Origin of the sequence: Ensifer sp. LC163 (assembly GCF_001695855.1) — a bacterium.
In the GTDB taxonomy this organism is placed as follows: domain Bacteria; phylum Pseudomonadota; class Alphaproteobacteria; order Rhizobiales; family Rhizobiaceae; genus Ensifer.
Genome location: NZ_MBSS01000008.1, coordinates 19008 through 45491 on the forward strand (window position 1 = coordinate 19008; position 26484 = coordinate 45491).

Sequence of the window (26484 nt, forward strand, 5' to 3'; positions counted from 1 at the left end):
TCTCCTGCATCGCGCCGCCCTCAGGCGGGTGCGGTATCGCGTCCCCAGCGGGTTGCGAATTTCATCTGGACGGCCGGCGAGTAGACGATCGACGTGCGTTCCACCAACCGATCGTCGGCGTCGAGCACGTCCCCGCTGGCACAAAGATAGCCCGGCACTTCAGGCGCCGGAGCAAAAACCTCCCGCAGACGTTCGGATGGCGGCACAACCGTCAAAAGCAATTCCGAGCGCAGGGGGTGGCGATCATAATCGCGGCGCAATACCTCGTAGAGTGATTGCGCCGCGAAATCGTAGCGGTCGATGCCTGGATAGAGGGCGAGATCGAGTTGCGACGTATCGACGTTCAGCCAGTTGACGGTTTCGCCGTTGGCAAGTCCGCGTGCGCGCACCAGCAACAGTTCACCGTTCTCGACCCGGTGCTCCAGCACCCGCGTCGTCGGGCGTTGGCCCTGTCGGCGGGCCAGTTCGGTAAAGCTGCCGAAGTTCCAGATATTGTGGCTGATCGGCCGGTGCGAAACGATCGTGCCTCGGCCGCGAACCTGCTGGACCAGTCCTTCCGACACCAAAAGCGCCATCGCATTGCGAACCGTGGTCCGGGCGATGCCGAACTGATCGCGCAACTGGTTTTCCGAGGGAATGGCTTCCCCCTCGGAAAAGTCACCGCTCAGGATTGCGGCTCGAAGAGCCCGGTAGAGCTGCCGGTAAAGCTGCTCGCTCGAATAGAGATCGAGGCGCAATCTCGACAATCTGTCGTCCGCGGCGGTGGAGGCGTCTGGCATGGAAGGATGGGTCAAGGCGGGCTCCGGTTTGGCTCCGTTACTTCGTGGTTCCGTTCACCTTGAACTCTTCCACGGCGGCTTCTTTCAAGCCATGACGGTCGAGGATCTGTGCATAAGTACCATCCGCCTTCAGCGCCTCGAGCGTTGCCAGCACCGCATCGCGCAAGGGGCCATTCGCCTTGGCGAAGGCGATGCCGTAGTAGTTGATGTCGTCCACCTTGCCGATCTGGTAGAACTTGTCCGGTTCCTGCTTCATCAGATCGAGCAGGCCTTCCAGGCCGATGACCGAGGCCTGTGCGCGGCCTTGGCGGATCTGCATGATGTGCTCGGCCTGGGTGGGGATCTGGATGACGGTGATCGGCTTGTCGGCGGCACAATTGGCCTTACCGACATTTTCCGCCCAGGTGACCCAGCTGGTGCCCGTCGCCACGGCGACGGTCTTGCCGCAGAGGTCGGTTTCGACCTTGATCTCACCTTGATGATCGGCCGTGGAATAAAAGACGTTGCCAGTCTTGAAGTAGTCGATGAAATCGAGCTGTGTCTGGCGTTCGACCTTGTCGGAGAAGGCGGTCATGATCATGTCGGACCGGCCGGTGACGACCTGCGGAATCAATTGCGGGAATTCGACGTTCTGGAATTCGGCCGTCAGGCCGAGGCGCTCGGCGATGGCCTTGGCCAGATCGATGTCGAAGCCCTTCAGGTCGGTCGAGCCGGCATCGCTGTATTCCATCGGCGGATAGGCAAGGCTGATCGTGACGTTCAGCTTGCCGGCGGCGCGCACGGCTTCGGGCAGGGCGGCGGCCAGCTTCTCATCGGCCGCGGCATGGGCCGCTCCGGCTACGCCGAGGCTGATGAATGTGGTGGAGGCAAGTCCCAGAACTATTGGCAGCAGTCGTTTCATTTTCTGTTCTCCCATTTTTAAGCTGAAAATTGTCAGGCCAGAACGCGGCTGAGGAATGTACGCACGCGCGGATCGCCGGGGTTGCTGAGGACCTGTTCCGGCGCGCCCGTCTCGCGAATTTCTCCGTCGATCATCACCACGACGCGGTCGGCCACCTCGCGGGCAAAGCCGATCTCATGGGTGACGACAATCATGGTGGTGCCGCCGCGCGCCAGATTGCGCATGACCTCCAGCACTTCGCCGACGAGCTCCGGATCGAGCGCGCTGGTCGGCTCGTCGAACAGCATCACCCGCGGCTCCATGGCGAGCGCCCGGGCGATTGCCACGCGTTGCTTCTGGCCGCCGGAAAGCTGCGACGGATAGCTTGAGGCCTTGGCCGCCATACCGACCTGCTCCAGCAGATCCATGGCGCGGGCTTCGGCTTCGGCGCGGCGCAGTCCGCGTACGACCATCGGCCCTTCGATGACATTGCCGAGCACCGTCAGATGCGCGAACAGATTGAAATGCTGGAACACCATGCCGAGCTGGCTCTGCTGGGCGCGCAGCCGCTTGACAGGCAGCTCCTGCAGAGCGCCCCGGTGGAGCGCATAGCCCATGATCGCGCCATCGACCCAGACATAACCGCCGTTTGGCGTTTCGAGGTGGTTGATGCACCGAAGGAATGTGCTCTTGCCGCTACCCGAAGGACCGAGGATGCACAGCACCTCACCATAGGCCACTTCGAGGTCGAGGTTTTTCAGCACTTCGTGGTGGCCGAAACTCTTGCGGATGCCTACCGCCTTGACTGCGAGACTCATGCTTCCCTCACGGCGGCGGCACGCCGCGCCCGTCCTTTGAACCAGCTTCGGTCAGCGGCGACGGCAGCGTCGCGGCCGAAATGGCGTTCGAGATAATACTGACCGATGGAGAGCACCGTCGTTCCGGCCAGATACCAGGCGGCACAAACGAACAGCAGCTCGATAACCGCGCCGTTGATGAAGTAGATCCGCTGGGCCGCGTTCAGCATCTCGCCCATGGCGATCGTGGCGGCGAGCGAGGAGAATTTCAGCATACCGATGGCGCTGTTGCCAAGAACCGGCAGGATCAACCGTAGGGTCTGCGGCAGCATGATGCGCCGCATCGTCTGGCCCGGCGTCATGCCGAGTGTGTGGGCCGCTTCTTTCTGGCCGCGATCGACAGACGAGATTCCGCCGCGCACCACTTCCGTCAGATAGGAGCCTTCGTTGACGCCAAGGCCAAGAACGGCAGCGACAAAGGGGGTCACCACATCGACCATGCGCTCGTCCACAAGACCCGGAATATAGAGCCGCGGAAAGACGAGCGCGATGTTGAACCAGATGAGAAGCTGGAGCAGCACCGGCGTGCCACGGAATATCCAGACGTAAAGCCACGCGGCAAAGCGCAGGATCGGATTTTCCGAAAGGCGCATGATCCCGAAGGCGAAGCCGAGGATCACGCCAAGCGCAAGTGCGCAGGCCGAGATCAGCAGCGTCCAGCCGAAACCGGTGATGATGACGCCGGCCGTCAGAAACTCCCCGACCACTGGCCACTGGATTTGACCGACCGCAAAGGCGCGACCGATCACGGCAAGCAGGAGGATGACGGCGCCGCCACTGATCCAGCGCCAAGGATGGCACAACCGACGCACAGGCACATCCGGGCCCGGCAGGTCTGTCAGCGACAGCGTGGAAGTTGCATTCGAGGTTGATCGGGTCATGGTGTCCAATTGTAGGGTTAGGCCTACAACTTACTAAATATGTTCTGAAAGGGAGTCAAGCGGGCCGCTGGACGCGCCGCCCTCACCGTTTTTAGCAATTCTAAAAAAATGCGATTGACAGATAATTACGTCCAGTCCTACGCTGAAGAAATACTAAAAAACTGAGGGGCACCCTTGAAGACCGAAAATATCTCGAAAGCGGAAATTGTCGCGACAGAACTGCCGTCACTTGGCGATCGGTTGCGCGAGCGGCGCAAGGCGCTGAAGATGACGCTGCAGGAGGTTGCCGACCAGGCCGGCTTCTCCGCCGGTTTCATCTCGCAGATTGAGCGCGGTATCACCGTACCATCCCTCACGTCGCTCGTTGCCGTCTGCCGCGTCCTGAAGGTCGAGGTCGGAACCTTTCTCAATTCGCCCAAGCCCGCCTCGCCCTTCACGCGGCGCGAAAGCCGCCCCGTTTACGCACTTGGGGGCGAGGCCGGCAGCACTGTGTCCTACGAGCGGATCTCGGCAGCCTTTCCGGGCAACGTTCTTCGAAGCACGATCATTCACGAGCCGCCGGGCTTTCGAAGCGAGCCGATGTCGCATGAGGGAGAAGAGATCTTCTTCATTCTGGAAGGGGCATTGACGCTCGAAGTGGACGGCGAGCGCATGGTTCTGAAAGCGGGCGATTCCGCCCATTTTCCATCGATCCGCACCCACGCGACCTGGAACCACACGACCGAGCCGGCCACCGTCCTGCACACCTGCACGATGGATGTCTTCGGCGATGGCGAGCCGTCGGGAAACACGGATAACAGCCTGGTGGTGACGCGTGCGGAAAACCGTCGCAGCGCACCCAAAAAACGTAAGATCAGCAAGGGGAATTGAAATGAAAACCATCATGAAGATGCTGGCCGCGGCCCTCCTGACAGCATCCTCGGTCCACGGCCTTGCAGCGGCCGAGACGGTCCTGCGGCTTGATGAGGCGCCTGTCGGCGAGCTTGATCCGGCCAAGGCCTCCGACTACGCGGACTCGATCCTGATCTTCAACGTCTATGACGCTCTCGTCATTCCCAAGCAGGGCCAGCCGGGCTACGATCCGCATCTGGCGGCAAGCTGGGAGGTGGAAGGCACTGCCTACACCTTCAAACTGCGTACGAACGTCAAGTTCCAGAGCGGCAATCCGCTCACGGCCGATGACGTGGTCTTCTCCTTCGAGCGAATGAAGGCGCTTGGCAGCGGTCTCTCCTACCTCTTCGAAAACGTCGACAAGGTTGAAGCCATCGATGCCGCCACCGTGCGCTTCACGCTGAAACAACCCTATTCACCCTTCATTTCGGCGCTGACGCGCCTGCCTGTCGTCGACAAGAAGCTGGTGCTCGAGCATCTCGGCAATGGCGATGGCGAGATGAAGGATTGGGGCCAGGGCTTCCTGTCTGCCAATGCGGCCGGAACCGGTGCCTACAAGGTCGTCTCGCACAATCCGCAGGAGGAGACGGTGATGTCGAAGAACGCCGGGTACTTCCTCGGCGTGCCGGCAAAGGCGCCGGATACGGTGCGCATGCGTTACGGCCTGGAGGCCGCGACGGTTCGCACCCTGATTTCCCAGGGCGAGCACGACATCTCTTCGCAGTGGCTGCCGCCGGAAGTGCTGAAGTCGCTGGCGGCCGACGGCGCGCAATTGCTCACCGAGCGCGGCACGACCGGCTTCTACATCAAGATGAACACCGCCAAGCCGCCGTTCGACGATGCCGAGTGCCGCCTCGCGGTCTCCTATGCCTTCGACTACGAGTCCGGCGTCAAGATCGTCGCCATCAACGACAAGGTCTCGCAGGGCAGCCCCGCCACCGGTGCGATCCCCGTCGGCATGCTCGGTGCGCTGCCGCAGGACAACGTCCTGAAGCGTGACGTCGAGAAAGCCAAGGAACATCTCGCCAAGTGCAAGTACAGACCGGAGGAGATGAATGTCGAGCTCTCCTGGATCGGCGAAGTTCCGCTCGAAGAGCGCTTTGCACTGCTGATGCAGGCAAATTTCGCCGAAATCGGCATCAAGGCCGAGGTCAAGAAGCTACCCTGGGCATTGTTCTCCGAACAGGTTTCCAAGCCGGAAAACACGCCGAACATCTCGCAGCTCTTCGTCAACACGCTGACCGGCGATCCGGATACGCTGCTTTACGGCATGTACCATTCGTCGGCCGCTGGCACCTGGCAGGCGCCGGAATATCTGAAAGACGCCGAGGTCGATGCGCTGCTCGACAAGGGCCGCGCGGAGCAAAGCGACGACGGCCGGGCGAAAATCTATCAGGACCTCGGCAAGCGTCTGCTGACAGTGACCCCGTCGATCTTCGCTCAGGATCAGACCGCCGTCTTTGCCGCGAGCAACCGTGTTTCCGTGCCGGCCCTGACGGATCCGGCCAAGGCGTTCCCGCTTGCGGGTTTCGGCTTCAATTTCCGCCTGATGGAAATGAAGGAATGATCGAAGCGCCATCCGCGCCGCTGACGGCGGCGCGGACCGTCGTCTGCTGACAGACCCAACCGAGAACCACCAAGATGCCGTCTTTAATCCGCCTCCTTGCGAAGCGGCTGGGAACCTCATTGATCGTTTTGATCGGAGTTTCCTTGCTGATTTTCGCCATCGCCCGGGTCATCCCCGGCGATCCCGCCCGCATCGCACTCGGCCCGAACGCCACGGCCGAAGCGATTGCCGCCCTTCGTGACAGGCTGCATCTCGACCAGTCGTTCCTGACGCAATACGGCTATTTTCTCGCGGACCTGGTGCGGGGCGATCTCGGCACATCGCTCTACACCAATCGGCCGGTAACGTCGGACATCGCCCAGTTTCTACCCGCAACGCTGGAATTGGTCATCATCGCCGGGCTGATGATGGTCGCTTTCGGTCTGCCGCTCGGCATTCTCTCGGCGCGCCATCGCGGCACTTTCATCGATCATGCGATCCGGATGGTGACGTTGCTCGGCGTTTCCGCCCCGGGTTTCGTGTGGGCGGTGATCCTGATGCTGGTCTTTGCCTATTTCCTGCCGCTCTTTCCGATTGCGGGCCGCATCTCCGATAGTTTCACGATCCCACCCGTTTCCGGCTTCCTGCTGATCGACACCTTGCTCGCCGGCAATATCAGAGCGTTCGGCAATGCGGCGTGGCATATCGTGCTGCCGGCGTTCGCACTGGCGTTGTCGGGCATCGGGCAGGCGGCACGGCTCGTCCGCTCCAACATGGTGGAGACCTACGACAAGCCCTATATCGAGATGGCGCAGTCCTATGGTTTTGCCGAAAAGCGCATCGCCAGGCGCTATGCCTTCCGGCCGTCGCTGATCCCGTCGCTGACCATCATCGGGCTCGACTTTGCAGCCATGCTCGGCAACGCCTTCCTTGTCGAAGCGGTCTTTGCCTGGCCCGGCCTATCGCGCTACGGCGTCGCCGTCATTCTGCGCAAGGATCTCAACGCCATCGTCGGTACAGTGCTGATCATGTCGGCCCTGTTCCTGATCGTGAACATCGTCGTCGACCTGCTGGTCTCCATCATCAATCCGCGCATCCGTCTTTCCCAGAGGGCGTCATGAAGAGAACGCTTCTCATCCTTACCCGCAATCCGCTTTCGCTCATCGGCCTGATCCTGGTCGCGCTCGTGGTGCTTTCGGCCGTGTTCGCCGATCTCATAGCGCCGTTTCCCGAGCATCGCGGCGCTGTCGTCGACTTCGTCAACTTCAACAAGGCGCCGGAATGGCCCTACATATTCGGCACGGATCTGGTCGGCCGCGATCTCTTCAGCCGCATCATCTATGCCTATCGCATTTCGCTCGTACTCGGCATCGTCGTCTTGGCGATTGCGGTTCCGGTCGGCGTCGCGATCGGACTGATCGCTGGATATGTCGGCGGCTGGACCGAATATCTGCTGATGCGGCTGACCGATGTCTTCCTGTCGATCCCGCCGCTGGTACTGGCCATGTCGATGATGGGGCTGCTGGAGCCGACGTTGACCAATGGCATGATCGCGGTCACCGTGATGTGGTGGCCCTGGTACACCCGGCTCGTCTACAATCTCGCCCGCTCCGAGAAGGAGGAGGGCTATGTGCTCGCTGCCGAGGTCATCGGCGCCTCGAAGCTGCACATCATGTTCCGCGAAATCCTGCCGAACTGCGTGCCGTCGATCCTGACCAAGATGATGCTCGACTTCGGTTTCGTGATCCTGATTGCCTCGTCGCTGTCGTTCCTCGGTCTCGGTGTCCAGCCGCCGACGCCTGATCTGGGCTCGATGGTCGCAGAAGGCGCCAAATATCTGCCCGACAGCTGGTGGCTGACCGTGTTCCCCGGCCTTGCCATTCTCATTGCCGTCTTCGGCTTCAACCTCATCGGCGACGCCCTGCGCGAAATCCTGGGAGTGGATCAATGAGTGCTCCGACCCTCAAGATCGAAGACCTGAAGCTCGCCTTCAAGACGCATCGCGGATTGATCGAAGTGCTGCACGGCATATCGCTGCATATCCGCAAGGGAGAGCGTGTCGCTCTCGTCGGTGAGTCCGGTTCGGGAAAGTCGGTGACGGCCCGCATCGTGCTCGGCCTGCTGCAGCAGATGAAGACGGCCCGGATTGCGGGCAAGCTGGAATTCGAGGGCCGGGAGCTCGATCGGCTGTCGCGCCGCGACCGGCATCAGCTGCGCGGAACGAAGATGTCGATGATCTTTCAGGACCCGACGTCCTCGCTGAACCCGACCTATACGATCGGAGTGCAGTTTCGCGAGGTACTCGACCGCGCGAAGCCGGGTATCTCCGCTGCCGACGCACGCCTCAAGGCGGTCGAGGCGCTTGCCGATGTGTCGATTCACGAACCGGAGCGCGTGCTCGATTCCTATGCGTTCCAGCTTTCGGGCGGTATGAACCAGCGCGTGATGATCGCCATGGCGCTCGCCAACAACCCGTCGCTGCTCCTGGCCGATGAGCCCGGCACGGCGCTCGACGTCACGGTCCAGGCGCAGACGCTGCGGCTGATGAGCACCCTTGCCGAAAAACATCACACCGCCGTGCTGTTCATCTCCCACAATCTCGGCGTCGTGCGCGAGTTCGCCGATCGGGTCTACGTCATCTACCAGGGCAATATCGTCGAGCAGGGGCCGACTGGCGCCTTGTTCGACAATCCACGCCATCCCTATACGCGCGCGCTGCTGGCGGCCGTTCCCCGGATTACCGGCGGCGGCATCCCCGATATTGCCGAGACGACCGACGATTTCTTCGCGCCGCTTGCGGCGCATGCCGGCTTTAGCGAGAAGGAACTGCTGGCATGAGTGCTCTGCTCTCCATACGCTCCGTGTCCAAGGCATTCGCGGTCGGTTCCAACACGGTTCGTGCGCTCGACACCGTTTCCTTCGAGGTCGCAAAGGGCGAATGCCTGGCGATCGTCGGTGAGTCCGGCTCGGGCAAATCGACGATCGCCAACGTCATCCTCGGCATCTACGGTGCGACCTCGGGCGAGATGATCTTCGACGGCGAACCGCTTGACCAGACGAGGACGAAGCGGCATCGCCGCCGGATCCAGCTTGTGCAGCAGAACCCGCTGTCCTCGCTCAATCCGCGACGATCGATCGGCGCCTCGCTTCGTCTCGCGCTCGACGTTCACGATATTGGCGACCGCAAGGCGCGCGATGCCGAGACCGGGCGTCTGCTGGAAGAAGTCGGTTTGCCCGCCGACTTCCGCACCCGCGCACCGGCCGCGCTTTCCGGCGGCCAACGGCAGCGCGTGGCGATCGCCCGGGCGCTCGCCTGCCAGTCCGAACTGGTGGTGCTGGACGAGCCGACCTCGGCGCTCGACGTTCTGGTCCAGGCCCGCGTGCTGCGGTTGCTGCAGGACCTCAAGGAGAAGCGCAACCTCACCTATATCTTCATCACCCACGACCTTTCCGTCGTGCGCAACATCGCCGACCGCGTCGCGGTGTTCGAGCGCGGCAAACTCGTCGAACTCGGTACGACGACGGACCTCTTCACCACCCCCAAGCATGACTATACCCGCCGCCTTATCGGCGCGGTTCCGGTCGTCAGCCGCGAGGAAGCGGCTCTTCGCGACCGACTTATGGAGAATGACCATGCAGATGCCTGACTATAAATTCTTCGTCGAAGCCGTGGCCGCTGCGGGCCAACAGCCGCAGGCGGCCTATGCCGCCTTGGAAAAGCTCACCCACGACGTCGTCGGCGTGAAGCTGTTCACGATCATGACCAGCGACACGAAGGACAAGGTTTCCGAACGCGTCTACTCCAATATGCCCGACGCCTATCCGGTGCTGGGAACGAAGCCCTACAACGACACCCGTTGGTCAGATATCACATTGCGTGACAAGCAGACCTTTGTCGCCAACACGATCGAAGACATCGCCACGGTGTTCGACGATCATGAGCTGATTCAGTCGCTTGGCTGCGAATCCGTCATCAATGTGCCGATCATCGTCGATGGCGAAGTCATCGGCACGCTGAACTGCCTGCACGAAGCGGGCTTTTACACCGACGAACGCATCAAGGCGGCCGAGGCGCTGAAACTGCCCGGCGCCGTTTGCATGCTTCTCCATGAACAGATGAAAGCCGGAGCAAGATAATGGCCGAGAAAACCATTCGCGTTGCCACCGACGTCGGCGGCACCTTTACCGATCTGGTCTGCTTCGAGACCGATCACGCCACGGGCCAGTCCCGGATCATCACCGCCAAGTCTGACACGACCCCGCCCAACTTCGAGCAGGGCGTGCTCAATGTCCTGGAGAAGGCGGCGATCGACCCGAAGACGGTCGACTTCCTTGCCCACGGTACCACCGTCGTCATCAACGCTCTGACCGAACGCAAGGGCGTGAAAGTCGGCCTCATCACCACCGAGGGCTTTCGCGACACGCTCGAAATCGCCCGCGGCAACCGACCGGACTTCTTCAACCTTCATTATGTGAAGCCGGAGGTTTTCGTGCCGCGTTATCTGCGCCGCGAGCTGCCGGGACGGATGAACTACAAGGGCGAGGAACTGCAGCCGCTCGATCTCGCGCCGCTGAGAGCGATCCTGGACGACTTTCGCGCCGACGGTGTCGAGGCGGTTGCCATCTGCTTCCTGCACTCCTACGCCAACCCGGCGCATGAGCAGGCGGCCCTGTCAGAGGTGCGACGCCTTTGGCCCGGCATATCAGCGGTCTCCTCGCACCAGATCACCCGTGAGTGGCGCGAATACGAGCGCACCAACACGGCGGTCATGTCGGCCTATGTCCAGCCGGCCGCTGAGCGCTATCTCGGCCGCCTGAACGACGGTCTCAAGGATCGCGGCTTCGACGGTAACCTGTTCATCATGCAGTCGAACTGCGGCGTCGATTCCCTGGATTCCGTCTCGAAGATCCCGATCACCATGGTCGAGTCCGGGCCAGCCTCTGGCTTCTGGGGCGCTGCCGAGCTCGGCAAGCTGATTGGCGAACGGAACGTGCTCGCCCTCGATATCGGCGGCACCACGGCGAAATGCTCGCTGATCGAAGACGGTAAGGTCAGGATCATGACCGACTATTGGATCGAGCGCGATCGGACCTCTGCCGGCTATCCGATCATGGTGCCGGTGGTCGACCTGGTCGAAATCGGCAATGGTGGCGGATCGATCGCCTGGGTGGACGAATTCGGCAAGCTGCATGTCGGCCCGAAGTCGGCCGGTGCGATGCCGGGACCGGCCGCCTATGGGCGCGGCGGCACGAGCCCGACGACGACCGATGCCAACCTCTGGCTTGGCCGCATCAACCGTGACTATTTCTGCGGCGGCTCGGTCATTGCAGACATGGCGGCGGCCGAGAAAGCATTGAGCGATGTCGGCGCAAAGCTAGGTGCGAGCCCAAGCGATGTGGCGCGCGGCATCATCCGCATCGCCAACAACAATATGGTCAACGCGCTGAAGCTGGTTTCCCTCAACCGCGGGCATGATCCGCGCGACTTCACGCTCGTCGCCTTCGGCGGCGGCGGTGCCATGCATGCGGTGGCACTCGGCGCCGAACTCGGTGTGAAGAAGGTGGTGATTCCGGCGGGCGCCGCCGTCTTCTCCGCCTGGGGCATGATGATGTCCGACCTTCGCCGCGATTTCTTCGTCACCAAGCTGGCGGAATTGAGGGCGGGCGGCGGCAATGCTGTCGAGGCCCTGTTCGCCGAGACCGAAGCGGTCGCCCTTCAGCAGTTCGGCGAGGAGGAAGTGGATGCGTCGAAGGTCAAGTTCCTGCGATACGGCAAGTTCCGTTACCAGAACCAGGAGCACACGACCGAGGTGCTGATTGAAGGTGTCATTTCGGACGCAAGGCTGGCCGAGATCGAGGCGGCATTCCACGAGACCTACGAGCGCGAATATACCTACCGGCTCGACGCGCCGGTTGAGCTTGTCGGCATTCACCTCGTTGCCTCAGCCGAGGTCGGCAAACTGACCATGCGCCATAAAGAGCCGACCGGTGCCGAGGCCGAGGTGGCTTCCAAGGGTGAGCGCGAGGTGGACTACGCGCTTGAGGGTGTCCACAAGGCCGCGATCTACGACGGCGAAAAGCTCGAGCCTGGCATGACGTTTTCCGGCCCTGCGGTGATCGAAGATCCCGGGACGACGATCGTCATCCATCCCGGCAATCGCGTCGAGGTCGATGGCTTCGGCAACATCCATATCAATCTCAAGGCTTGAGGAGAGCGGGGCATGACTTCAGTTTCCCACGACCCCATCACTCTGGAGATCATCCAGAATTCGCTGCAGGCAACGGCTGACGAGATGTTTGCCGCCATGCGCAAGACGGCAATGAGCTCGATCATCTACGAGGTGCTCGACATGGGCACCGGCATCACTGATGCGACCGGCCGGCTGGCGTCGTCCGGCGCCGGTATCCCCGGCTTCATCGGCGTGCTCGACAAATCGGTCAAGGTGCTGCTGGAGAAGTTCAACAAGCCCGGTGATATCGAGCCGGGCGACGTGTTCATCACCAACGATCCCTATTACGGCGGCGTCACCCATCTCAACGACCTCGTCGTCGCGATGCCCGTCTTCGCCGACGGCAGGATCATCGCCTGGACCGCCAATATTGCCCACAATTCCGACGTCGGCGGCAAGTCGCCGGGCTCGCTCTCGGCCGATGCGACGGAAATCTTTCAGGAAGGCCTGCGCCTGCCGGCGATCAAGATGATCGCCCGGGGCGAGCCGATCCCGGCTGTCTTCGACATCATCACCGTCAATTCGCGCATGCCCGATTTTATCGAGGGCGACCTCTGGGCGGCGATCGCGTCGGTTCGCATCGGCGCCAGGCGCCTGGCCGAACTCGCGGAGAAGTACGGCGTCTCGACCTTCGAGGCCGCCATGGACAGCTTCATGAACTTCGGGGAGAAAGTCACCCGCGCCGAGCTTGCCAAGCAGCCGCATGGCACGTTCGAGCTCACGGAGGAGCAGGACGACGGCCGGTTCTTCAACGTGAAGGTGACAATCAGCGACGACGAGTTCGTGATTGACCTGCGCGACAACCCTGCGCAGGACGAAGGGCCGTCGAACGCCTGCCGCGACGATACGCTGGTCAGCATGCAGGTCATCTTCAAGGCGCTGACCGACCCGGCCTCGCCGGCGAACGAAGGATCGTTCCGCCCGCTCAAGGTTCTGACCACGAAAGGTACCTGCTTCCATGCGAGGGAGCCCGCTGCCGTCGGCTTCTACTACGAGATCGGAATCCGGGCCTACGATCTGGTCTGGCGCTGCCTGGCGCCGCATATGCCCCACAAGCTGCCGGCCGGGCATTTCTCCTCGATCGCCGGCACGTTCATCGGCGGTATCCATCCCGACACCGGTCGCCAGTACACGATCATCGAACCGCAGATTGGTGGATGGGGCGCAAGTGCCGGCCGGGACGGCAACAGCGCGATTTTCTCGGGCGTGCATGGCGAGACCTACAATTGCCCGGCCGAGATTTCCGAGGCGCGCAACGGTCTCATTGTCGATCGCATGGAGCTCAACACCGATGCCGGCGGAGAAGGCAAATGGTCCGGCGGTCACGGTATCCGCATCGACTACCGCATTCGCCGCGACGACAGCTTCCTGACGCTTGGCTACACCCGTTCGCGCATCCTGCCCTGGTCGCTCGACGGCGGTAACGAGGGAACGCCAAACTATGCGCTGGTGATGCGCAAGGACGGAAGCAATGAGCGCTACGCCTTCGGATCCGGCATCAAGGTGGATACGAACGACGTCATCCGGATCATTACAGGCACGGGCGGCGGACTTGGCGACCCGAAGGAGCGCGATCCGACTTCAGTCGCCGACGATATCCGCAACGGTTATATCTCGCCCGAACGGGCGCGACAGGTGCACGGCTATGTCGGCTAGGCCCGATCAAAGATGAGCCGAGGTGCCTTTTGGCGCTTCGGCCATTGGATCGCGGCCGCCGGATCGATAAGCGCGGCACGGTCCCGCAGACTGCGCGGCAACCGGAAACAGTTTCGCATTCGCTCCTTGTCTGCGCTGAAGATCGCGAGCGTCATCAGGCCGCGCGGGCCTGAGCCGGGGATATGCCGGTAGACGCTCGACGCTTGACGACCGCCAGCAGCTCGTTGGCGGGAGACCGTATTTGCTGGTCTCGCCGGATGTGTGCACTTGAACGAAGACGTCGAGATCGCGCCGGCCGCCTGCAGCCGGGCGGTTTAATTCCTACAGCGCCGCGCGTCAAACATGACGCGCTAAGGACGCTGTAACACTTTAAACTTGCTGCATAATTTATCCTTAAATCGATTCCGATTTAAGGATAAATTATGCAGTAGGCTACCCGGAGGCTGTCGAGCGCGTGAAAGTCGCAGATGGAATAGGGTTGGCTATGGGCTTTTCAGGGTCTTCAGTGCGTCTGCGAGCTTTCTGACTGCCAGTTCAAGTTCGTCCGGCGTGTAGGCGGCAAAACCCATCAGAAACCCAGCCGTGCCGTCACCGGATGCATGAAGCGCCGATAACCCCAGAAGTTCGATGCCGACGCGCCGGGCGGCATCGATGGCTGCACGCTCGGGCAAGTCGCAGGTCAGCACGCACGGCATCTGGAGCCCGCCGATCGGGATGCGAGGTTCGACGAAGGCCGAAAGGTGTTTCCCGATAAGGCTGGTGAGGATTCTGAGCCGGTCAGCGTAAATGCCGCGCATGGTGCGAACATGCGCACCGAAATGTCCTCCTTCCATGAAACGGGCAAGCGTCAGTTGCGCCGCCGAGGCGGTGTGGCCGTCAAGCAGTGTGCGTGCGACGGTCATCGGTTTGACCAGCTGCGGAGGCAGGACGACGTACCCGATCCGTAACCCGGGAAAAAGAGATTTGGTGAAGGTGCCGATGTAAATGGTCCGGTCATGTGGATCGAGACCTTGCACGCAGGCCGTTGGCTTGCCGTCGTAGTGGAATTCGCTGTCGTAGTCGTCCTCGATGATCCAGGCCTGATGTCTGGCTGCCCATTCGATGAGGCAAAGTCGACGCTCGAGCGCAAGTGTTGCGCCGGTTGGAAACTGATGGGAAGGCGTGACGAAGACGGCCTTGGCCTTGCGCGGCTCGTCCAGGATCTGTTCGACCGCGATTCCATGATCGTCGACGGGAATTGGTATGCATTCCAGCCCGGCAGCGTCGAACGCCTTCCGCGCGCCGTAGTAAGCTGGATCCTCGATCAAGATGCGATCTCCCGGATCAAGCAGCATATTGGCGCAGAGCGTCATCGCCTGTTGCGAGCTCGTGAGGACCAGCACCCGGTCGGCGCTGGCGCGAGCACCGCGCTCAAGGTTGACATAGTCGGCGATCGCGCGCCGAAGCGGCTCCGTGCCTTGCGGATCGCCATGAAGCAGCGCTCGCGTGCCTGTTTCCTTCAGCACCTGTCGCTCCAGGCGTTGCCAGAGTGGAAGCGGAAAGCTGCGCGTCTCAGGCACGCCCGGCGCAAACGGCCTGGGGGCGAGCTGCTCGTATACTCCGCCGCTGCGGAACATCGCAGTCCCGCGTTTGCTGAGGTTCGGTGGCTGATGGCGCAGAAGCGCGCGCCGTTGCGAGGGCTTATGGCCAGGGGAGAACGCGGTCATCTCCGCCACGAAACTGCCGCTGCCCACCCGCCGGTCGATAAAGCCCTCTGCATGGAGCTGGGAATAGGCGGCCTCGATCGTATCGCGGGATACGCCAAGCGACTTGGCCAGAGCGCGTGAGGCTGGCAGTGGCTTGCCGGGGCCAAGCGCACCGTCGACGATCAATTGCCGTACCGCCCGCTGGATCCGCGCATGCAGCGGCAGCTCAGCATGTGCGGGATGGGCAAGCCATGCCTTCACGGATTCCAATTGGGAATGTTTGAACAAATGGTCTGGCTACCTGTCGAAAAGTGGAGGGAAATATCAGGCCATTCATCGGTTAAAAGTCAAGCCGCATCACGGCCCCGGGGCCAGAGATCTTCAGGAGATTCAACAGGATCATGCAGCCTATCTCGTCACCATCGCCCCTACGTTTAAGCGACTTCACGCACCCGATCGTCGCCGGATTGATCTCCGTCATCGTCAATTACGGCGGAACCTTCATTCTGGTCTTTCAGGCCGCAAAGGTTGCCGGCCTAAGTCCAGAGCTAACGGCATCCTGGGTGTGGTCTGTTTCAATCGGCGTCGGCCTGACGGGACTGTTCCTGAGCTGGCGGTATCGCGAGCCGATCATTACGGCCTGGTCGACGCCGGCTGCGGCTTTCCTCGTCACCGCCCTTGCCACAACCCCCTACGCTGAAGCGGTAGGCGCCTATCTGATCTCGGCGGCAGCCTTTGTGGCGCTGGGATTGTCGGGCTGTTTTGACAAGGTCATCAAGCTGATTCCGCCTGGCATCGCCTCGGGCCTGCTCGCGGGTATATTGCTGCAATTCGGCATCGGGGCCTTTGGTGGCGCGACGGTCGATCCGCTGCTGGTCGGGCTTCTGATCATCGCCTATCTCCTGCTGAAACGCTTTACCGCGCGCTATGCCGTGGTCGGCATATTGGTGCTCGGACTTGCATTCTTGGTTATGCAGAGCCGCGTCGACCTTTCCGGGCTTCAGCTGAAGCTGGCGGCGCCGGTGTTCACTCTGCCGGAATTCTCGTTGAATGCGCTCCTGAGTGTTGCGCTACCGCTGTTTCTGGTCACCCTGACGGGGCAATACATGCCGGGGATGCTGGTTCTGCGCAATGACGGCTTCAGGACCAGCGCCAATCCGATCGTGACGATGACGGGACTTGGCTCACTTGTCATGGCGCCGTTCGGCTCACACGCCTTCAACGTCGCGGCTATCACCGCCGCGATCGCTACAGGCAAGGAAGCCCACGAAGACCCGGCCAAGCGTTGGCTGGCGGGGATCGCAGCGGGTGTCGTCTATGTGCTTGTCGGCGTATTCGGTGTGACACTTGCGGCGGTCTTCATGGCATTGCCGGCGACGTTCATCACGACGCTGGCCGGACTTGCGCTGCTGGGCACAATCGGCGGCAGTCTCGCTGGCGCCATGGCTGATCCGAAGTCCCGCGAGGCCGCGCTGATTACCTTCCTCGCGTCGGCCGCGAATATCAACTTGCTCGGCATCGGCGGTGCGTTCTGGGGGCTCGTGATCGGTCTTGTGGCCTACATCGTGCTGAACGGTCGCCTGCCGCGCCGCGAGCGTGCTGAACTGGCTGCCAGCGAGGGTGCGGCCGAATGATGTTCGCGCTTAGGAACACAGCTTCGCTCGATGCCGAAACGGTTGTCGAAGGCTACGCCGCGGCCACTTCCGCACGTTTCAGGTGCTGCTTCGGCAGGTGGGCAAGAATTTCTCGGTTTATGCAGGTAATGTTTCGATACCGTCGTCGCCATGGCCATTTTCGGGGCGGGCGTCAAAGGGCCAAAGCCGCCGGGACTGGGGTCAGTCAGTTGCGTTCCTGGCTTCGTTGAAGATCCATTCGATGAACACTTTTGACAGCGGGGAGTTCTCGCGGCCCTTCTGTGTCAGCACATAGTAGCCTTTTGGCGAAGCCTTGAGTGAGCCCTTCAGCGGGCGGACCAGCGCACCCTGGGCCAGTTCCTCCGCAGCCGTGATGTTGTCGCCCATCGCGATACCCAAGCCGACGCGCGCGGCGGCGAGGTTTTGGTTGAAATCCTCGAAATACAGCCGTCGGACGTCGGCGGCGGTCGTCCCGTTCTCCTTTACCGCGAACCGGTTTCTTTCGCTGCCTGAAGGCGACTATTCGCTGCGCCACTACCGCGCACTCCTGGACGCCGACACGTGGCTCGCCAGCATCGGCACCAGCGCTGCCCAATATACGCTTCGGCCTCTTCACGGCCTGGTTCATCAGCCTCGTGATGTCCTGGGAGGAGAGTTCTGTCACCCTCTTTATCAGCGGCGTCAACGTCACGACTTTGCCGAAGAGGATGTCGGACAATCTGCGTCTCGATCTGGATCCGGCGATCGCGGCGATTTCGTGCTGATGACCGTTGTGACGGCCCTGGTCGTCATCCTGCGCGGCAGGCGGCCGCAAAGCGAAGCGCAGGGATAGACGCACGTCCGGCGTTGCCCGCGGGTCCACGGATCCGCGGGCGATACCCCCTAAGGGTGACTTAACGCACTTCCGCCATGTCCCCATACTCCTTGGAAAAGACGGGAAGTTTCAGTCCCGAACAAGGGGAACATCAGATGCGAACCAGTGCCAGCCTATCGATTTCGCGCTCGAGCGAGCGTGCTCAAGGTTCAACGGAAAAGCCAAGGCTTCACGACCCGCGACAAGACACGATCGCTGCGGAAGTGAAGGGGCTCTCGAAAGTCTACAACGCCGGCAGTTCACGGGCCTATGAGGCGCTGAAGAATTTCCATCTGTCGATCCATGCCAACGAGTTCTTCACCCTGCTTGGCCCGTCTGGCTGCGGCAAGACAACGCTTCTGCGCATCCTGGGCGGCTTCGAAACCTTAAGCGCTGGGACCTGCACGATCTTTGGTCAGGATGTGAGCCGGCTGCCGCCGGAAGCCCGGCCGGTCAACACCGTGTTTCAGCAGTATGCGCTTTTCCCGCATATGACGGTTCGGCGCAACATCGCCTTCGGGCTGGAAATGCTCGGCACCTCTCGGGTCGAAACGGAACGCACGGTGGAGCGCATGCTCGAGCTTGTGCACATGACCGAGTATGCGGATCGCAAACCCGACACGATGTCCGGCGGCCAACGACAGCGCGTTGCGCTTGCCCGGGCGCTGGCGCCTCGACCGAAATTGCTTCTGCTCGACGAACCGCTATCGGCGCTGGATTTGAAGCTCCGGCAGAAGATGCGGCTCGAACTTAAGGCGCTGCAACGCGAAACCGGCATCACCTTCATCTTCGTGACCCACGATCAGGAAGAAGCGCTTGCGATGAGCGACAGGATCGCGGTCATCGACCAGGGAAGATTGCAGCAGGTCGGCACGCCCGAAGAGATCTACGAGCATCCGAAAAGCCGGTTCGTTGCCGATTTCATCGGCGAATCCAACCTTCTCGATGCGCGGGTGTCGGGGCTGAGCGGCACCGAGGCGAACCTGACCATCGAGGGGTTCGCCGACATCCGTGCTCCAATCGAATGGCCGCTTGAGGTCGGCCAGGCCGTGTCACTGTCCATTCGTCCCGAACGGCTGATTATCCGCGAGGCCGGCGAGGAAACGTGCAGCGGCATGGCAAGGGTCGTTGCCCGGACCTATCTCGGAAACGCGGTCGAGTATCACCTCGTTGCCGGGAACCAGTCGCTGACAGCCCGGGCGCCGCGGGGCGGATTGCGAGGCCTGCTGGATTTCGCGCCGGGAGACGAAGTCGGCGTGGGTTTCGAGCCCGGCGCGATCAAGGTGCTGCTGTCATGAGCGCGCGGCAATTTTCCCTTTCCTCCCGCGTCTCGCCGCGCCTTGCCGATCTCGGCCTGCTCGGTCCCGCCATCGCTGTCATCCTGGTCTTCATGGTCGCGCCGATGGCGATCATGTTCGTCTACTCCTTCCTGCAGGCCGCGCCCTATGGCGGCGTCGAATGGGTATTCACGACCGAAGCCTACAGCTCGATCCTGTTCGAACGGGATTTTCTCGACAACAGTCTGACGTTTACGCCCGACTATCTCATCGTCCTGGCGCGCTCCGTCTTTCAGGCGGGCATCGCAACGGTGCTCTGCCTCGTCATCAGCGTGCCGACGGCCTATTACATCGCCACCAGGCCGGAGCGGCAGAAGAATATCTGGCTGGTGCTGATCACCATTCCCTATTGGGTCAACCTGCTGATCCGCACCATAGCACTCCTCTTTGTTCTGCGCGGCGATGGTCCGATAAACGCTGTCCTGATGAATCTCGGGATCGTCAGCGAGCCCTTGCCTTTGAGCTACAACGGCTTTGCGGTCTGCCTCGGGCTGATCTATTCCTTCCTGCCCTTCATGGTGCTGCCGCTCTACTCGGCCTTCGAGCGTTTCGATTTCCGGTTGCTGGAAGCGGCCTACGACCTCTATGCCAGCCGCCGCATCGCCTTCTTCCGCATCGTGCTGCCGGTCATGCGGCCCGGCCTCATCGCCGGAAGCCTTCTCGTCTTCATTCCGTCGATCGGCTCGTATCTCGCCCCCGACATCCTCGGCGGCGGCAAGACCCTGATGATTGGCAACCTGATCGGCACCCAGTTCCAGAGCGCGCGAAACTGGCCGTTCGGCGCGGCGCTGTCGATGATCCTGCTGACGCTCACGCTCCTTGTGCTCCTGTGGCTTGCCCGTCGGGCCGGGCACCAGAAGTCCGATTGCCGTTAGAGCATTTCCAGGAAAAGTGCGAAGCGGTTTTCCGTCAGGAAATGCGTAAAAACAAAGAGATAGAGCGTTTCTGCGGCTCCGCTTAAACCGGAAACGCTCTAGAGGAGACCAACCGATGTCCAACACCTCTTCATCGACCATGAGAACGGTCACCGCCACGTCCCGCATCGGCGATATCCGGGCCTTCGCCGGCTTCGGCTCTGCCTCGGTCGGCTGCCTGATCTTCCTCTACGCGCCGATCGTCTTTCTGGCGGCCTATTCCTTCAACGACGGCCGCTCGGTCAGTCGGTGGAGCGGATTTTCCCTGCGCTGGTATGCGACCGTCTTCGGCAACGAGAACATCCAGACCGCAGCGCTGAACTCCGTGATCATCGCCGTCATCGCCGCGACGGTCGCCACGCTGTTGGCCCTTGGTGCCGCCACTGCCACCGTCAATCGCCGAGCAACCGGCGGAGAGGCGGCCTATGTGGTCCTGACCTTCCCGCTGATGGTACCGGAAATCGTCACAGCCGTTGCCTCGCTGGTGTTCTTCGTGGCCATCGGCATCAGCCTCGGCTTCGTCACCATCCTGATGGCGCACATCGTCTTCTGCATTCCCTTCGCCTATCTGCCGATCAAGGCGCGGCTGGAGGGGCTGGATCCGAGCCTGCCGGCGGCGGCCGCCGATCTTTACGCCTCGCCGGCGCAGGCTTTCACCCGCATCACTCTGCCGCTGCTGGTGCCGGGGCTGCTATCCGGATGGCTGCTCGCCTTCATCATCTCGCTCGACGATTTCATCATCACCGCGCTGGTGGCCGGACCGGGCGCAACCACCTTGCCGCTCCACATCTACGGCATGCTGCGGCTCGGCATGACGCCCGAAGTCAATGCCATCTCGACGCTGATGCTCGGCGCTTCCACCGTGCTCGTCCTTGTCTCCGCCCTTATCGGCCGGGTCGGCCACAAACACTGACAACTGCCTGACAACAAGCAAAAAGGGGAACTCTCGTATGAAGAAGATCATCCTGTCCGCGGCATTGCTGACCTGCATGGCCGGCCATCCCGCTTTCGCCGCCGGCGACCTCTTCATCTACACCTGGGGCGAATACACGCCGCCGGAGATGGTGGCCAAGTTCGAGAAGACCCACGACGTGAAGGTTCACATCGACACCTATGATTCGATGGAGACCATGCTGGCGAAGCTGAAATCAGGCGCCGGTGGCTATGACATCATCGTGCCCGGGCACGACACGATGACGATCCTGGTGCGCGAGGGTCTGCTGGAACCGATCAATGCTTCGCAGATGGAGAACTTCAGGCATGTCGACGAGACGTGGCGGGACGTGTTCTGGGATCCGGGCCGCGTCTACTCGGCGCCCTGGGCCTGGGGCTCCACCGGCTTCGTCATCGACAGCGCGCTCGTCGACGGCGCAGATCACTCGCTGAAGACGCTCTTTGAGCCCGATGACGCGACCAAGGGCAAGATCAACATGCTGCGCGACGTCAACGACGTGATCAACATGGCACTGCGCTATCTCGGCAAGCCGCGCTGCAACGAGAACCCGGGGGATTTGAAGGCGGTGCTCGACCTGTTGACGACGCAGAAGGCGTTCGTAAAGAGCTACAATTCCGAGACCAAGGAGTTGCTTGCTTCGGGCGAGGCCGTCGTCTCGATGAGCTGGAACGGCTATGCAATGCGGGCTCGCGACGAGAAGCCGACGCTGGAATATATCTATCCGAAGGAAGGCTATACCGGCTGGATGGACAATGTTGCCGTGCCGAAGGGTGCGCCGAACCTCGAAAACGCCAAGCTCTGGGTCAACTTCGTCATGGCCCCCGAAAATGCGGCGATGATCACCAACTACGCCCGCTATTCCAACGGCATCAAGGGGGCCGAGGCCTTTGTCGACAAGGCGCTTGCGGCTGCACCCGAACTCAATCCACCTGCCGATGCGCCGACACCGGAATTTCTTCCGGCCTGTTCGCCCGCGGTGACCAAGCTCTACGACCGCGTCTGGACCAAGCTCTTGCGCTGAGCCCATCGCGACAAACAGTCCTGACACGGCTCGACCGTGTCAAACCTTCCGGAGAAAGAAGATGACGATCCAGCACAACCTCGGTGCCAGCGAACGCACGCGCCTCAACAGCCGTTCCGCATGGGAAATGGACCGCGACCACGTCCTTCATCCCTATGCCGATTTCACGACCTTTGCCGCGACCGGCAGCCAGGTGATCGAAAAAGCCGAAGGCATGTTCGTCACCGACAGCACCGGGCAACGCTTCCTCGATGGCATCGCGGGATTGTGGTGCGTCAACATAGGCCATGGCCGCCGGGAGATGGCCGACGCCATCGCCCGGCAGGTACTGGACATGGAATATTACAATCCCTTCGGAGCCTCGACGAATGTTCCGGCAGCGGAACTGGCTGCCCGGCTGGCGGATCTTTCGCCTGGCAGTCTCAACCATGTCTATTACACTTGCGGCGGCTCGACGGCCAACGATGCGGCCATCCGCATCGTTCACTACTACTTCGCCATGCGAGGGCAGCCGGGCAAGCGCAAGATCATCTCGCGAAACAACGCCTATCACGGTGCGACCTATGTGGCGGCTGGCCTCACCGGCATCCACGGCACCAAATATGGTTTCTCCCAGGTCGGCGAGGATTTCATCCATCATGTTTCCGCCGCGGACTGCTATGCCAAGCCCATGGACATGACCGAAGACGCGTATCGCGACTTTCTGGTGGCGGAATTCGAGATGCGGATCGAGCAGCTCGGCCCGCAAAATGTCGCAGCCTTCATCGCCGAGCCGATCATGGGCGCAGGTGGCGTTCTGGTCGCGCCGAAGGGGTATCATCGTGCGATGCAGGCGGTCTGCCGCCGTCATGACATCCTCTACATCGCTGATGAGGTGGTCACGGCTTTTGGCCGCCTTGGCGAATGGTTCGCCTCTGATCGGATCTACGAGACCCAGCCGGACATTCTTGTTTCCGCCAAGGGCATCACCTCGGGCTACATCCCGCTCGGAGCCACGCTGATTTCCGATGAGATCCATGCCGTTATCAGCCGCCCGCAATGCGAGGGTGGCGTCTTTGCCATGGGCCTTACCTATTCCGGACATCCCGTCGCCTGCGCGGCGGCGCTCACCAACATCGCGATCATGGAACGCGAGCAGCTGCTTGCCCATGCAGCGCGGGTTGGTGCCTACCTGCAGCAGAGGGCCCGTCTCCTGTTGAAGCACGATATCGTCGGTGACGTGCGCGGCGGCGGGCTCATGCTCGGCATCGATTTCGTCGCCGACAAGGTTACGCGCCAGCCTCTTCCCGCCCATGAAAAGGCGACGGAAAAGATCTTCAAGGGCTGCGTCGAGCGCGGGGTTATCGTGCGGCCTGTCGGCAATCGCATCATCCTTTCACCGCCCCTGATCATCACCGAAAGCCAGTGCGACGAGATCCTCGAAGCAATCTCCGGCTCCGTTGCGGACTTCATGGCTGCGCGTTGAAACGGCAGAAACGGCGAAGGACAATCGAATGAGCCAAGTGACGGTCGCAGCAACCCAGATGGCCTGCAGCTGGGATGTCGATGAAAACATTCAAAAGGCAGAGGAGCTGATCCGGCTCGCGCATGAGGATGGCGCGCACATCATACTCTTACAGGAGCTGTTCCAGACGCCTTATTTCTGCCTGGAGCAGAAGCTCGCGCATCTGGAGCTTGCCGCGCCACTTGGCAAGGATCGTGCGATCAACCACTTCCGTGCGGTGGCGAAGGAACTCTCCGTCGTGTTGCCGATCTCCTACTACGAGAAGGCCGGCCCGGTTCAATACAATTCACTGGCCATCATCGATGCCGACGGCGAGATCCTCTGGAACTACCGGAAGTCTCACATTCCGCAGGCGCCCGGCTATGAGGAAAAGTTCTACTTCAGCCCGGGTGATACCGGACTGCGGGCCGTGGATACGCGCTATGCCCGCATCGGCTGCGGCATCTGCTGGGATCAGTGGTTTCCCGAGACGGCTCGTCTTCTTGCAATCGACGGTGCCGAACTGCTGTTCTTTCCGACCGCGATCGGCAGCGAACCGAACAGCCCCGACCTCGACAGCTCGGGCCATTGGCAGCGCACCATGCAGGGCCATGCGGCGGCGAACATGGTGCCGCTCATCGCATCGAACCGCGTGGGGACGGAAGTGGACGGCAGAACCACCAGCACGTTCTATGGCAGCTCCTTCATTGCCGACCATACCGGCCTGATCGTGGCCGAAGCCAACCGCGTCGACGAAACGTTTTTGCTTGCGACATTCGATCTCGACGATGTGAGACGCTACCGCCGCTCATGGGGGGTCTATCGCGATCGCCGCCCGGATCTCTACGGGCCGATCCTGACGTTGGACGGGCAGACAAGCCGCGGTTGAGTGATATCGCCAGCCGCATTCGACAGGACCAACGGCCCGAAGCCGTTTTGCAATCGACAGCAAGTACCTTAGGTAGAAAGAATGAAAATGCTGAATCAGACGCCACGACAAGCCGGTTTCCGCATGCCGGCGGAATGGGAACCGCACAAGCGGACCTGGATGATGTGGCCCGGTCGCCGCGCGGTCTGGGATGATATTGAAGCGACCCGGCGCGACTATGCTGCCGTCGCTCATGCCATTCGCGAGTTCGAGCCAGTCACGATGGCCGTGCAGCCGGCAGACGTCGCCGGTGCCCGAGCGCTGCTCGATCCGTCGATCGATATCGTCGAAACTGAGATCGACGACAGCTGGGCCCGCGATGCTGGCCCGTGCTTCCTCAAATCCGTCGACGGCCGCAGGGCAGCGACACGGTTCCGCTTCAACGCCTGGGGCGGCAAGTATCATCCGCATGACGCGGATGCCCGCTTCTCCGGAGCCGTCGTGGATGCGGCCGGCGTAACCGGCTTTGTCTCCGCTCTGGTTGCCGAAGGCGGCGGCGTAAGCGTCGACGGAGAGGGCACCATCATAACCACCGAAACCTGCTTTCCCAATCGCAACCGCAATCCGGATTGGACGCGCGAGCAGATCGAGCGCGAGCTTTTGGAGATGCTCGGCGGGGAGAAGGTCATCTGGCTTCCTGGCAATCCGCTCGAGGATGAGACCGATGGCCATACCGATGGCATCGCTGTCTTCGCCGCGCAAGGCGTCGTGCTGATGGAGAGCCCCGGCGACGAGGATACGCCGTGGAACGACTACATTCGCCTCAACTATGAAGCGATGCAGGGACAGACCGACGCCAAGGGGCGGCCAATCCGCATCGTCACGATCCCCGAGGCGGTCGATGCCCCTTCGACCCATCCGAAATTCTGCCGCTCCTATGTCAATTCCTACCTCGTCAACGGCGGGGTGATCATGCCGGCCTATGGCATCGCTTCGGACACGACAGTCAGGCGGATGTTCCAGTCGCTGTTTCCCGACCGGCGGATCCGCGAGGTGCGGATTGATTCAATTGCAATTGGCGGCGGCGGCATTCATTGCATCACGCAGCAGGAGCCGCTTTGACAAAGCTGACGCGTTCGACAAGGTAGGCTTGTGATAAGGCTTTCGGGAGTGGGGATGCGGATGACGGGAATTCCTTTCGAGCATGTGCAACCCCTCTCGCAGGCTGTCGCGGCGCTTGGCGGGCCGGATTTTCCCGACGCCCTGCGTCGGCTTTGCCTTGGCGCATGCGGCTTCGACAGCCTGTTCATCTCGGTCTTTTCGACCGACCGGCCCCCGGTTCAGCTTTACAGCGATCTCGACCCGGATGCCACGCGCCGCACCGTCGCGCCCTATCTCGGCTTTGCCTATCTGCTCGACCCTTTCTACGCCCTGTTTGCCAGCGAACCGCGTGACCGCGTCGTCAGTCTCGACGAATGCGCGCCGGATGATTTCAGGGAGAGCGAATATTACCGGATCTTCTATGCCGAAACCGGATTACGGGACGAGATCGCCATCCTCGTCGGGGCGGGCGCGAACACAAGCATAGCGCTCTCTCTCGGATTGCGGCGGGAGGATCATCACGCCGATCCTTCCGGCAAGGCATCGCTTGACGCGCTGTTGCCGGTGATATCAGCCCTTTGCCGCAAGCATTGGCCCGAAGTCTGTCAGGTCGGCCCGCCAGACATTCAAGAGCCCGTATTCGACCGGCTCGCAAGCATGCCGGTCAGTAATCGGGAGGCCGAGGTCATCAGACTGATGCTCAAGGGGCATTCGACCAAAAGCATCGCCCGCCATCTCGGCAACAGTCCGGAAACCGTCAAGGTTCACCGAAAGCGCATTTACTCCAAACTCAAGATATCGTCGCAGGGCGAGCTGTTTTCGCTGCTGTTCGGCCAGTGATCTTCCCGCCACGCCGAAACGCCGGTCTACGGCGCGCCAAGGCATGGGATTCACAACAATCCTTCGCAGCCCG

Annotated in this window: 26 protein-coding genes; 19 read left to right on the forward strand and 7 right to left on the reverse strand. The window is 61.6% G+C overall.

Translation table 11 applies throughout. The features are described 5' to 3' along the window. Positions 1–20 precede the first annotated feature (20 nt). The 4 genes from BC360_RS07470 to BC360_RS07485 form a co-directional block, all read right to left on the reverse strand. The gene (locus tag BC360_RS07470; RefSeq protein ID WP_161491361.1) at positions 21–746 is read right to left on the reverse strand and encodes a GntR family transcriptional regulator; all 726 of its coding nucleotides are present in this window, start codon (positions 744–746) and stop codon (positions 21–23) included. Between the two features lie 70 nt (positions 747–816). Continuing rightward, entirely contained in the window at positions 817–1680 is an 864-nt protein-coding gene (locus BC360_RS07475; RefSeq protein WP_161491362.1) for an ABC transporter substrate-binding protein, read from the reverse strand. Positions 1681–1712: 32 nt separating this feature from the next. Next, positions 1713–2477: an amino acid ABC transporter ATP-binding protein gene (locus BC360_RS07480; RefSeq protein WP_065794767.1), complete on the reverse strand. Its 765-nt coding sequence runs from the start codon at positions 2475–2477 to the stop codon at positions 1713–1715. After that, on the reverse strand, positions 2474–3397 hold the full coding sequence (locus BC360_RS07485) for an amino acid ABC transporter permease (protein WP_083222467.1): 924 nt from the start codon (positions 3395–3397) through the stop codon (positions 2474–2476). The genes BC360_RS07480 and BC360_RS07485 overlap by 4 nt, the downstream gene beginning before the upstream one ends. A 174-nt stretch (positions 3398–3571) precedes the next feature. Here BC360_RS07485 and BC360_RS07490 point away from each other — a divergent pair, with 174 nt between their 5' ends. Both BC360_RS07490 and BC360_RS07495 read left to right on the forward strand, forming a co-directional pair. Further along, a complete protein-coding gene (locus BC360_RS07490; RefSeq protein WP_208858158.1) occupies positions 3572–4267 on the forward strand; it encodes a helix-turn-helix domain-containing protein in 696 nt (231 codons plus the stop codon). Between the two features lies 1 nt (position 4268). After that, positions 4269–5855, forward strand: a complete 1587-nt coding sequence (locus BC360_RS07495) for an ABC transporter substrate-binding protein (protein ID WP_065794768.1) — start codon at positions 4269–4271, stop codon at positions 5853–5855. Here the strand turns inward: BC360_RS07495 and BC360_RS32305 are convergent. Next, positions 5824–6015 carry a hypothetical protein gene (locus tag BC360_RS32305; RefSeq protein ID WP_167590808.1) on the reverse strand — a complete coding sequence of 64 codons (192 nt, stop codon included), beginning with the start codon at positions 6013–6015 and terminating at the stop codon, positions 5824–5826. The genes BC360_RS07495 and BC360_RS32305 overlap by 32 nt on opposite strands. Between BC360_RS32305 and BC360_RS07500 the strand changes: the two genes are divergently transcribed. Genes BC360_RS07500 through BC360_RS07530 form a run of 7 tightly spaced genes read left to right on the forward strand, consistent with a single transcriptional unit; the run spans position 5999 to position 13720 of the window. After that, the gene (locus BC360_RS07500; protein WP_244512683.1) at positions 5999–6955 is read left to right on the forward strand and encodes an ABC transporter permease; all 957 of its coding nucleotides are present in this window, start codon (positions 5999–6001) and stop codon (positions 6953–6955) included. The genes BC360_RS32305 and BC360_RS07500 overlap by 17 nt on opposite strands. Continuing rightward, positions 6952–7785 (forward strand): ABC transporter permease, encoded by an 834-nt coding sequence (locus tag BC360_RS07505; RefSeq protein WP_065794770.1) that lies wholly within the window; start codon positions 6952–6954, stop codon positions 7783–7785. Before BC360_RS07500 ends, BC360_RS07505 begins: the two co-directional genes overlap by 4 nt. Further along, positions 7782–8672: an ABC transporter ATP-binding protein gene (locus BC360_RS07510; RefSeq protein ID WP_065794771.1), complete on the forward strand. Its 891-nt coding sequence runs from the start codon at positions 7782–7784 to the stop codon at positions 8670–8672. Before BC360_RS07505 ends, BC360_RS07510 begins: the two co-directional genes overlap by 4 nt. Continuing rightward, positions 8669–9481: an ABC transporter ATP-binding protein gene (locus tag BC360_RS07515; RefSeq protein WP_065794772.1), complete on the forward strand. Its 813-nt coding sequence runs from the start codon at positions 8669–8671 to the stop codon at positions 9479–9481. Before BC360_RS07510 ends, BC360_RS07515 begins: the two co-directional genes overlap by 4 nt. Further along, positions 9468–9971, forward strand: coding sequence for a GAF domain-containing protein (locus BC360_RS07520; RefSeq protein ID WP_208858159.1), 504 nt, complete (start codon positions 9468–9470; stop codon positions 9969–9971). Before BC360_RS07515 ends, BC360_RS07520 begins: the two co-directional genes overlap by 14 nt. Further along, positions 9971–12043, forward strand: coding sequence for a hydantoinase/oxoprolinase family protein (locus BC360_RS07525; protein WP_065794773.1), 2073 nt, complete (start codon positions 9971–9973; stop codon positions 12041–12043). Before BC360_RS07520 ends, BC360_RS07525 begins: the two co-directional genes overlap by 1 nt. A gap of 12 nt (positions 12044–12055) precedes the next feature. Continuing rightward, positions 12056–13720, forward strand: a complete 1665-nt coding sequence (locus BC360_RS07530) for a hydantoinase B/oxoprolinase family protein (RefSeq protein ID WP_065794774.1) — start codon at positions 12056–12058, stop codon at positions 13718–13720. 482 nt (positions 13721–14202) lie between these two features. Here BC360_RS07530 and BC360_RS07535 read toward each other — a convergent pair whose 3' ends face one another. Then, on the reverse strand, positions 14203–15693 hold the full coding sequence (locus BC360_RS07535) for a PLP-dependent aminotransferase family protein (RefSeq protein WP_065794775.1): 1491 nt from the start codon (positions 15691–15693) through the stop codon (positions 14203–14205). A gap of 113 nt (positions 15694–15806) precedes the next feature. On the opposite strand from BC360_RS07535, the gene BC360_RS07540 reads away from it, so the two are divergent. After that, positions 15807–17039 carry a benzoate/H(+) symporter BenE family transporter gene (locus tag BC360_RS07540; protein ID WP_065794776.1) on the forward strand — a complete coding sequence of 411 codons (1233 nt, stop codon included), beginning with the start codon at positions 15807–15809 and terminating at the stop codon, positions 17037–17039. A gap of 201 nt (positions 17040–17240) precedes the next feature. On the opposite strand, the gene BC360_RS07545 is transcribed toward BC360_RS07540, so the two are convergent. Then, on the reverse strand, positions 17241–17438 hold the full coding sequence (locus BC360_RS07545) for a LysR substrate-binding domain-containing protein (RefSeq protein WP_244512684.1): 198 nt from the start codon (positions 17436–17438) through the stop codon (positions 17241–17243). Between BC360_RS07545 and BC360_RS07550 the strand changes: the two genes are divergently transcribed. From BC360_RS07550 to BC360_RS07590, 9 genes are all read left to right on the forward strand, one after another. Beyond that, positions 17413–17871, forward strand: coding sequence for a hypothetical protein (locus BC360_RS07550; RefSeq protein ID WP_065794778.1), 459 nt, complete (start codon positions 17413–17415; stop codon positions 17869–17871). The genes BC360_RS07545 and BC360_RS07550 overlap by 26 nt on opposite strands. A 137-nt stretch (positions 17872–18008) precedes the next feature. Continuing rightward, the gene (locus BC360_RS07555; RefSeq protein WP_083222470.1) at positions 18009–19190 is read left to right on the forward strand and encodes an ABC transporter ATP-binding protein; all 1182 of its coding nucleotides are present in this window, start codon (positions 18009–18011) and stop codon (positions 19188–19190) included. After that, positions 19187–20104 carry an ABC transporter permease gene (locus tag BC360_RS07560; RefSeq protein WP_065794779.1) on the forward strand — a complete coding sequence of 306 codons (918 nt, stop codon included), beginning with the start codon at positions 19187–19189 and terminating at the stop codon, positions 20102–20104. Before BC360_RS07555 ends, BC360_RS07560 begins: the two co-directional genes overlap by 4 nt. Positions 20105–20219: 115 nt before the next feature. Further along, positions 20220–21056, forward strand: a complete 837-nt coding sequence (locus BC360_RS07565; RefSeq protein ID WP_244512685.1) for an ABC transporter permease — start codon at positions 20220–20222, stop codon at positions 21054–21056. Between the two features lie 37 nt (positions 21057–21093). Beyond that, positions 21094–22119 (forward strand): extracellular solute-binding protein, encoded by a 1026-nt coding sequence (locus tag BC360_RS07570; protein WP_065794780.1) that lies wholly within the window; start codon positions 21094–21096, stop codon positions 22117–22119. Between the two features lie 61 nt (positions 22120–22180). Continuing rightward, positions 22181–23584: an aminotransferase gene (locus tag BC360_RS07575; RefSeq protein WP_065794781.1), complete on the forward strand. Its 1404-nt coding sequence runs from the start codon at positions 22181–22183 to the stop codon at positions 23582–23584. Positions 23585–23612: 28 nt separating this feature from the next. Further along, positions 23613–24491 carry an N-carbamoylputrescine amidase gene (gene aguB / locus BC360_RS07580; RefSeq protein ID WP_065794782.1) on the forward strand — a complete coding sequence of 293 codons (879 nt, stop codon included), beginning with the start codon at positions 23613–23615 and terminating at the stop codon, positions 24489–24491. Positions 24492–24572: 81 nt separating this feature from the next. Then, positions 24573–25592 (forward strand): agmatine/peptidylarginine deiminase, encoded by a 1020-nt coding sequence (locus BC360_RS07585; protein WP_208858160.1) that lies wholly within the window; start codon positions 24573–24575, stop codon positions 25590–25592. A 60-nt stretch (positions 25593–25652) separates the two neighbouring features. Beyond that, positions 25653–26411 (forward strand): helix-turn-helix transcriptional regulator, encoded by a 759-nt coding sequence (locus BC360_RS07590; RefSeq protein ID WP_161491363.1) that lies wholly within the window; start codon positions 25653–25655, stop codon positions 26409–26411. Positions 26412–26484: the final 73 nt, after the last annotated feature.

Bases quoted from the DNA above. Each gene is read 5' to 3' on its own strand.
- BC360_RS32305 (WP_167590808.1), bottom strand. From the start codon at position 6,015: ATGGCGAAAATCAGCAAGGAAACTCCGATCAAAACGATCAATGAGGTT.
- aguB (WP_065794782.1), top strand. From the start codon at position 23,613: ATGAGCCAAGTGACGGTCGCAGCAACCCAGATGGCCTGCAGCTGGGAT.
- BC360_RS07505 (WP_065794770.1), top strand. From the start codon at position 6,952: ATGAAGAGAACGCTTCTCATCCTTACCCGCAATCCGCTTTCGCTCATC.
- BC360_RS07530 (WP_065794774.1), top strand. From the start codon at position 12,056: ATGACTTCAGTTTCCCACGACCCCATCACTCTGGAGATCATCCAGAAT.
- BC360_RS07525 (WP_065794773.1), top strand. From the start codon at position 9,971: ATGGCCGAGAAAACCATTCGCGTTGCCACCGACGTCGGCGGCACCTTT.
- BC360_RS07555 (WP_083222470.1), top strand. From the start codon at position 18,009: ATGCGAACCAGTGCCAGCCTATCGATTTCGCGCTCGAGCGAGCGTGCT.
- BC360_RS07480 (WP_065794767.1), bottom strand. From the start codon at position 2,477: ATGAGTCTCGCAGTCAAGGCGGTAGGCATCCGCAAGAGTTTCGGCCAC.
- BC360_RS07485 (WP_083222467.1), bottom strand. From the start codon at position 3,397: ATGACCCGATCAACCTCGAATGCAACTTCCACGCTGTCGCTGACAGAC.
- BC360_RS07475 (WP_161491362.1), bottom strand. From the start codon at position 1,680: ATGAAACGACTGCTGCCAATAGTTCTGGGACTTGCCTCCACCACATTC.
- BC360_RS07515 (WP_065794772.1), top strand. From the start codon at position 8,669: ATGAGTGCTCTGCTCTCCATACGCTCCGTGTCCAAGGCATTCGCGGTC.
- BC360_RS07510 (WP_065794771.1), top strand. From the start codon at position 7,782: ATGAGTGCTCCGACCCTCAAGATCGAAGACCTGAAGCTCGCCTTCAAG.
- BC360_RS07565 (WP_244512685.1), top strand. From the start codon at position 20,220: ATGTCCAACACCTCTTCATCGACCATGAGAACGGTCACCGCCACGTCC.
- BC360_RS07520 (WP_208858159.1), top strand. From the start codon at position 9,468: ATGCAGATGCCTGACTATAAATTCTTCGTCGAAGCCGTGGCCGCTGCG.
- BC360_RS07575 (WP_065794781.1), top strand. From the start codon at position 22,181: ATGACGATCCAGCACAACCTCGGTGCCAGCGAACGCACGCGCCTCAAC.
- BC360_RS07585 (WP_208858160.1), top strand. From the start codon at position 24,573: ATGAAAATGCTGAATCAGACGCCACGACAAGCCGGTTTCCGCATGCCG.
- BC360_RS07540 (WP_065794776.1), top strand. From the start codon at position 15,807: ATGCAGCCTATCTCGTCACCATCGCCCCTACGTTTAAGCGACTTCACG.
- BC360_RS07570 (WP_065794780.1), top strand. From the start codon at position 21,094: ATGAAGAAGATCATCCTGTCCGCGGCATTGCTGACCTGCATGGCCGGC.
- BC360_RS07495 (WP_065794768.1), top strand. From the start codon at position 4,269: ATGAAAACCATCATGAAGATGCTGGCCGCGGCCCTCCTGACAGCATCC.
- BC360_RS07550 (WP_065794778.1), top strand. From the start codon at position 17,413: ATGTTGTCGCCCATCGCGATACCCAAGCCGACGCGCGCGGCGGCGAGG.
- BC360_RS07560 (WP_065794779.1), top strand. From the start codon at position 19,187: ATGAGCGCGCGGCAATTTTCCCTTTCCTCCCGCGTCTCGCCGCGCCTT.
- BC360_RS07590 (WP_161491363.1), top strand. From the start codon at position 25,653: ATGACGGGAATTCCTTTCGAGCATGTGCAACCCCTCTCGCAGGCTGTC.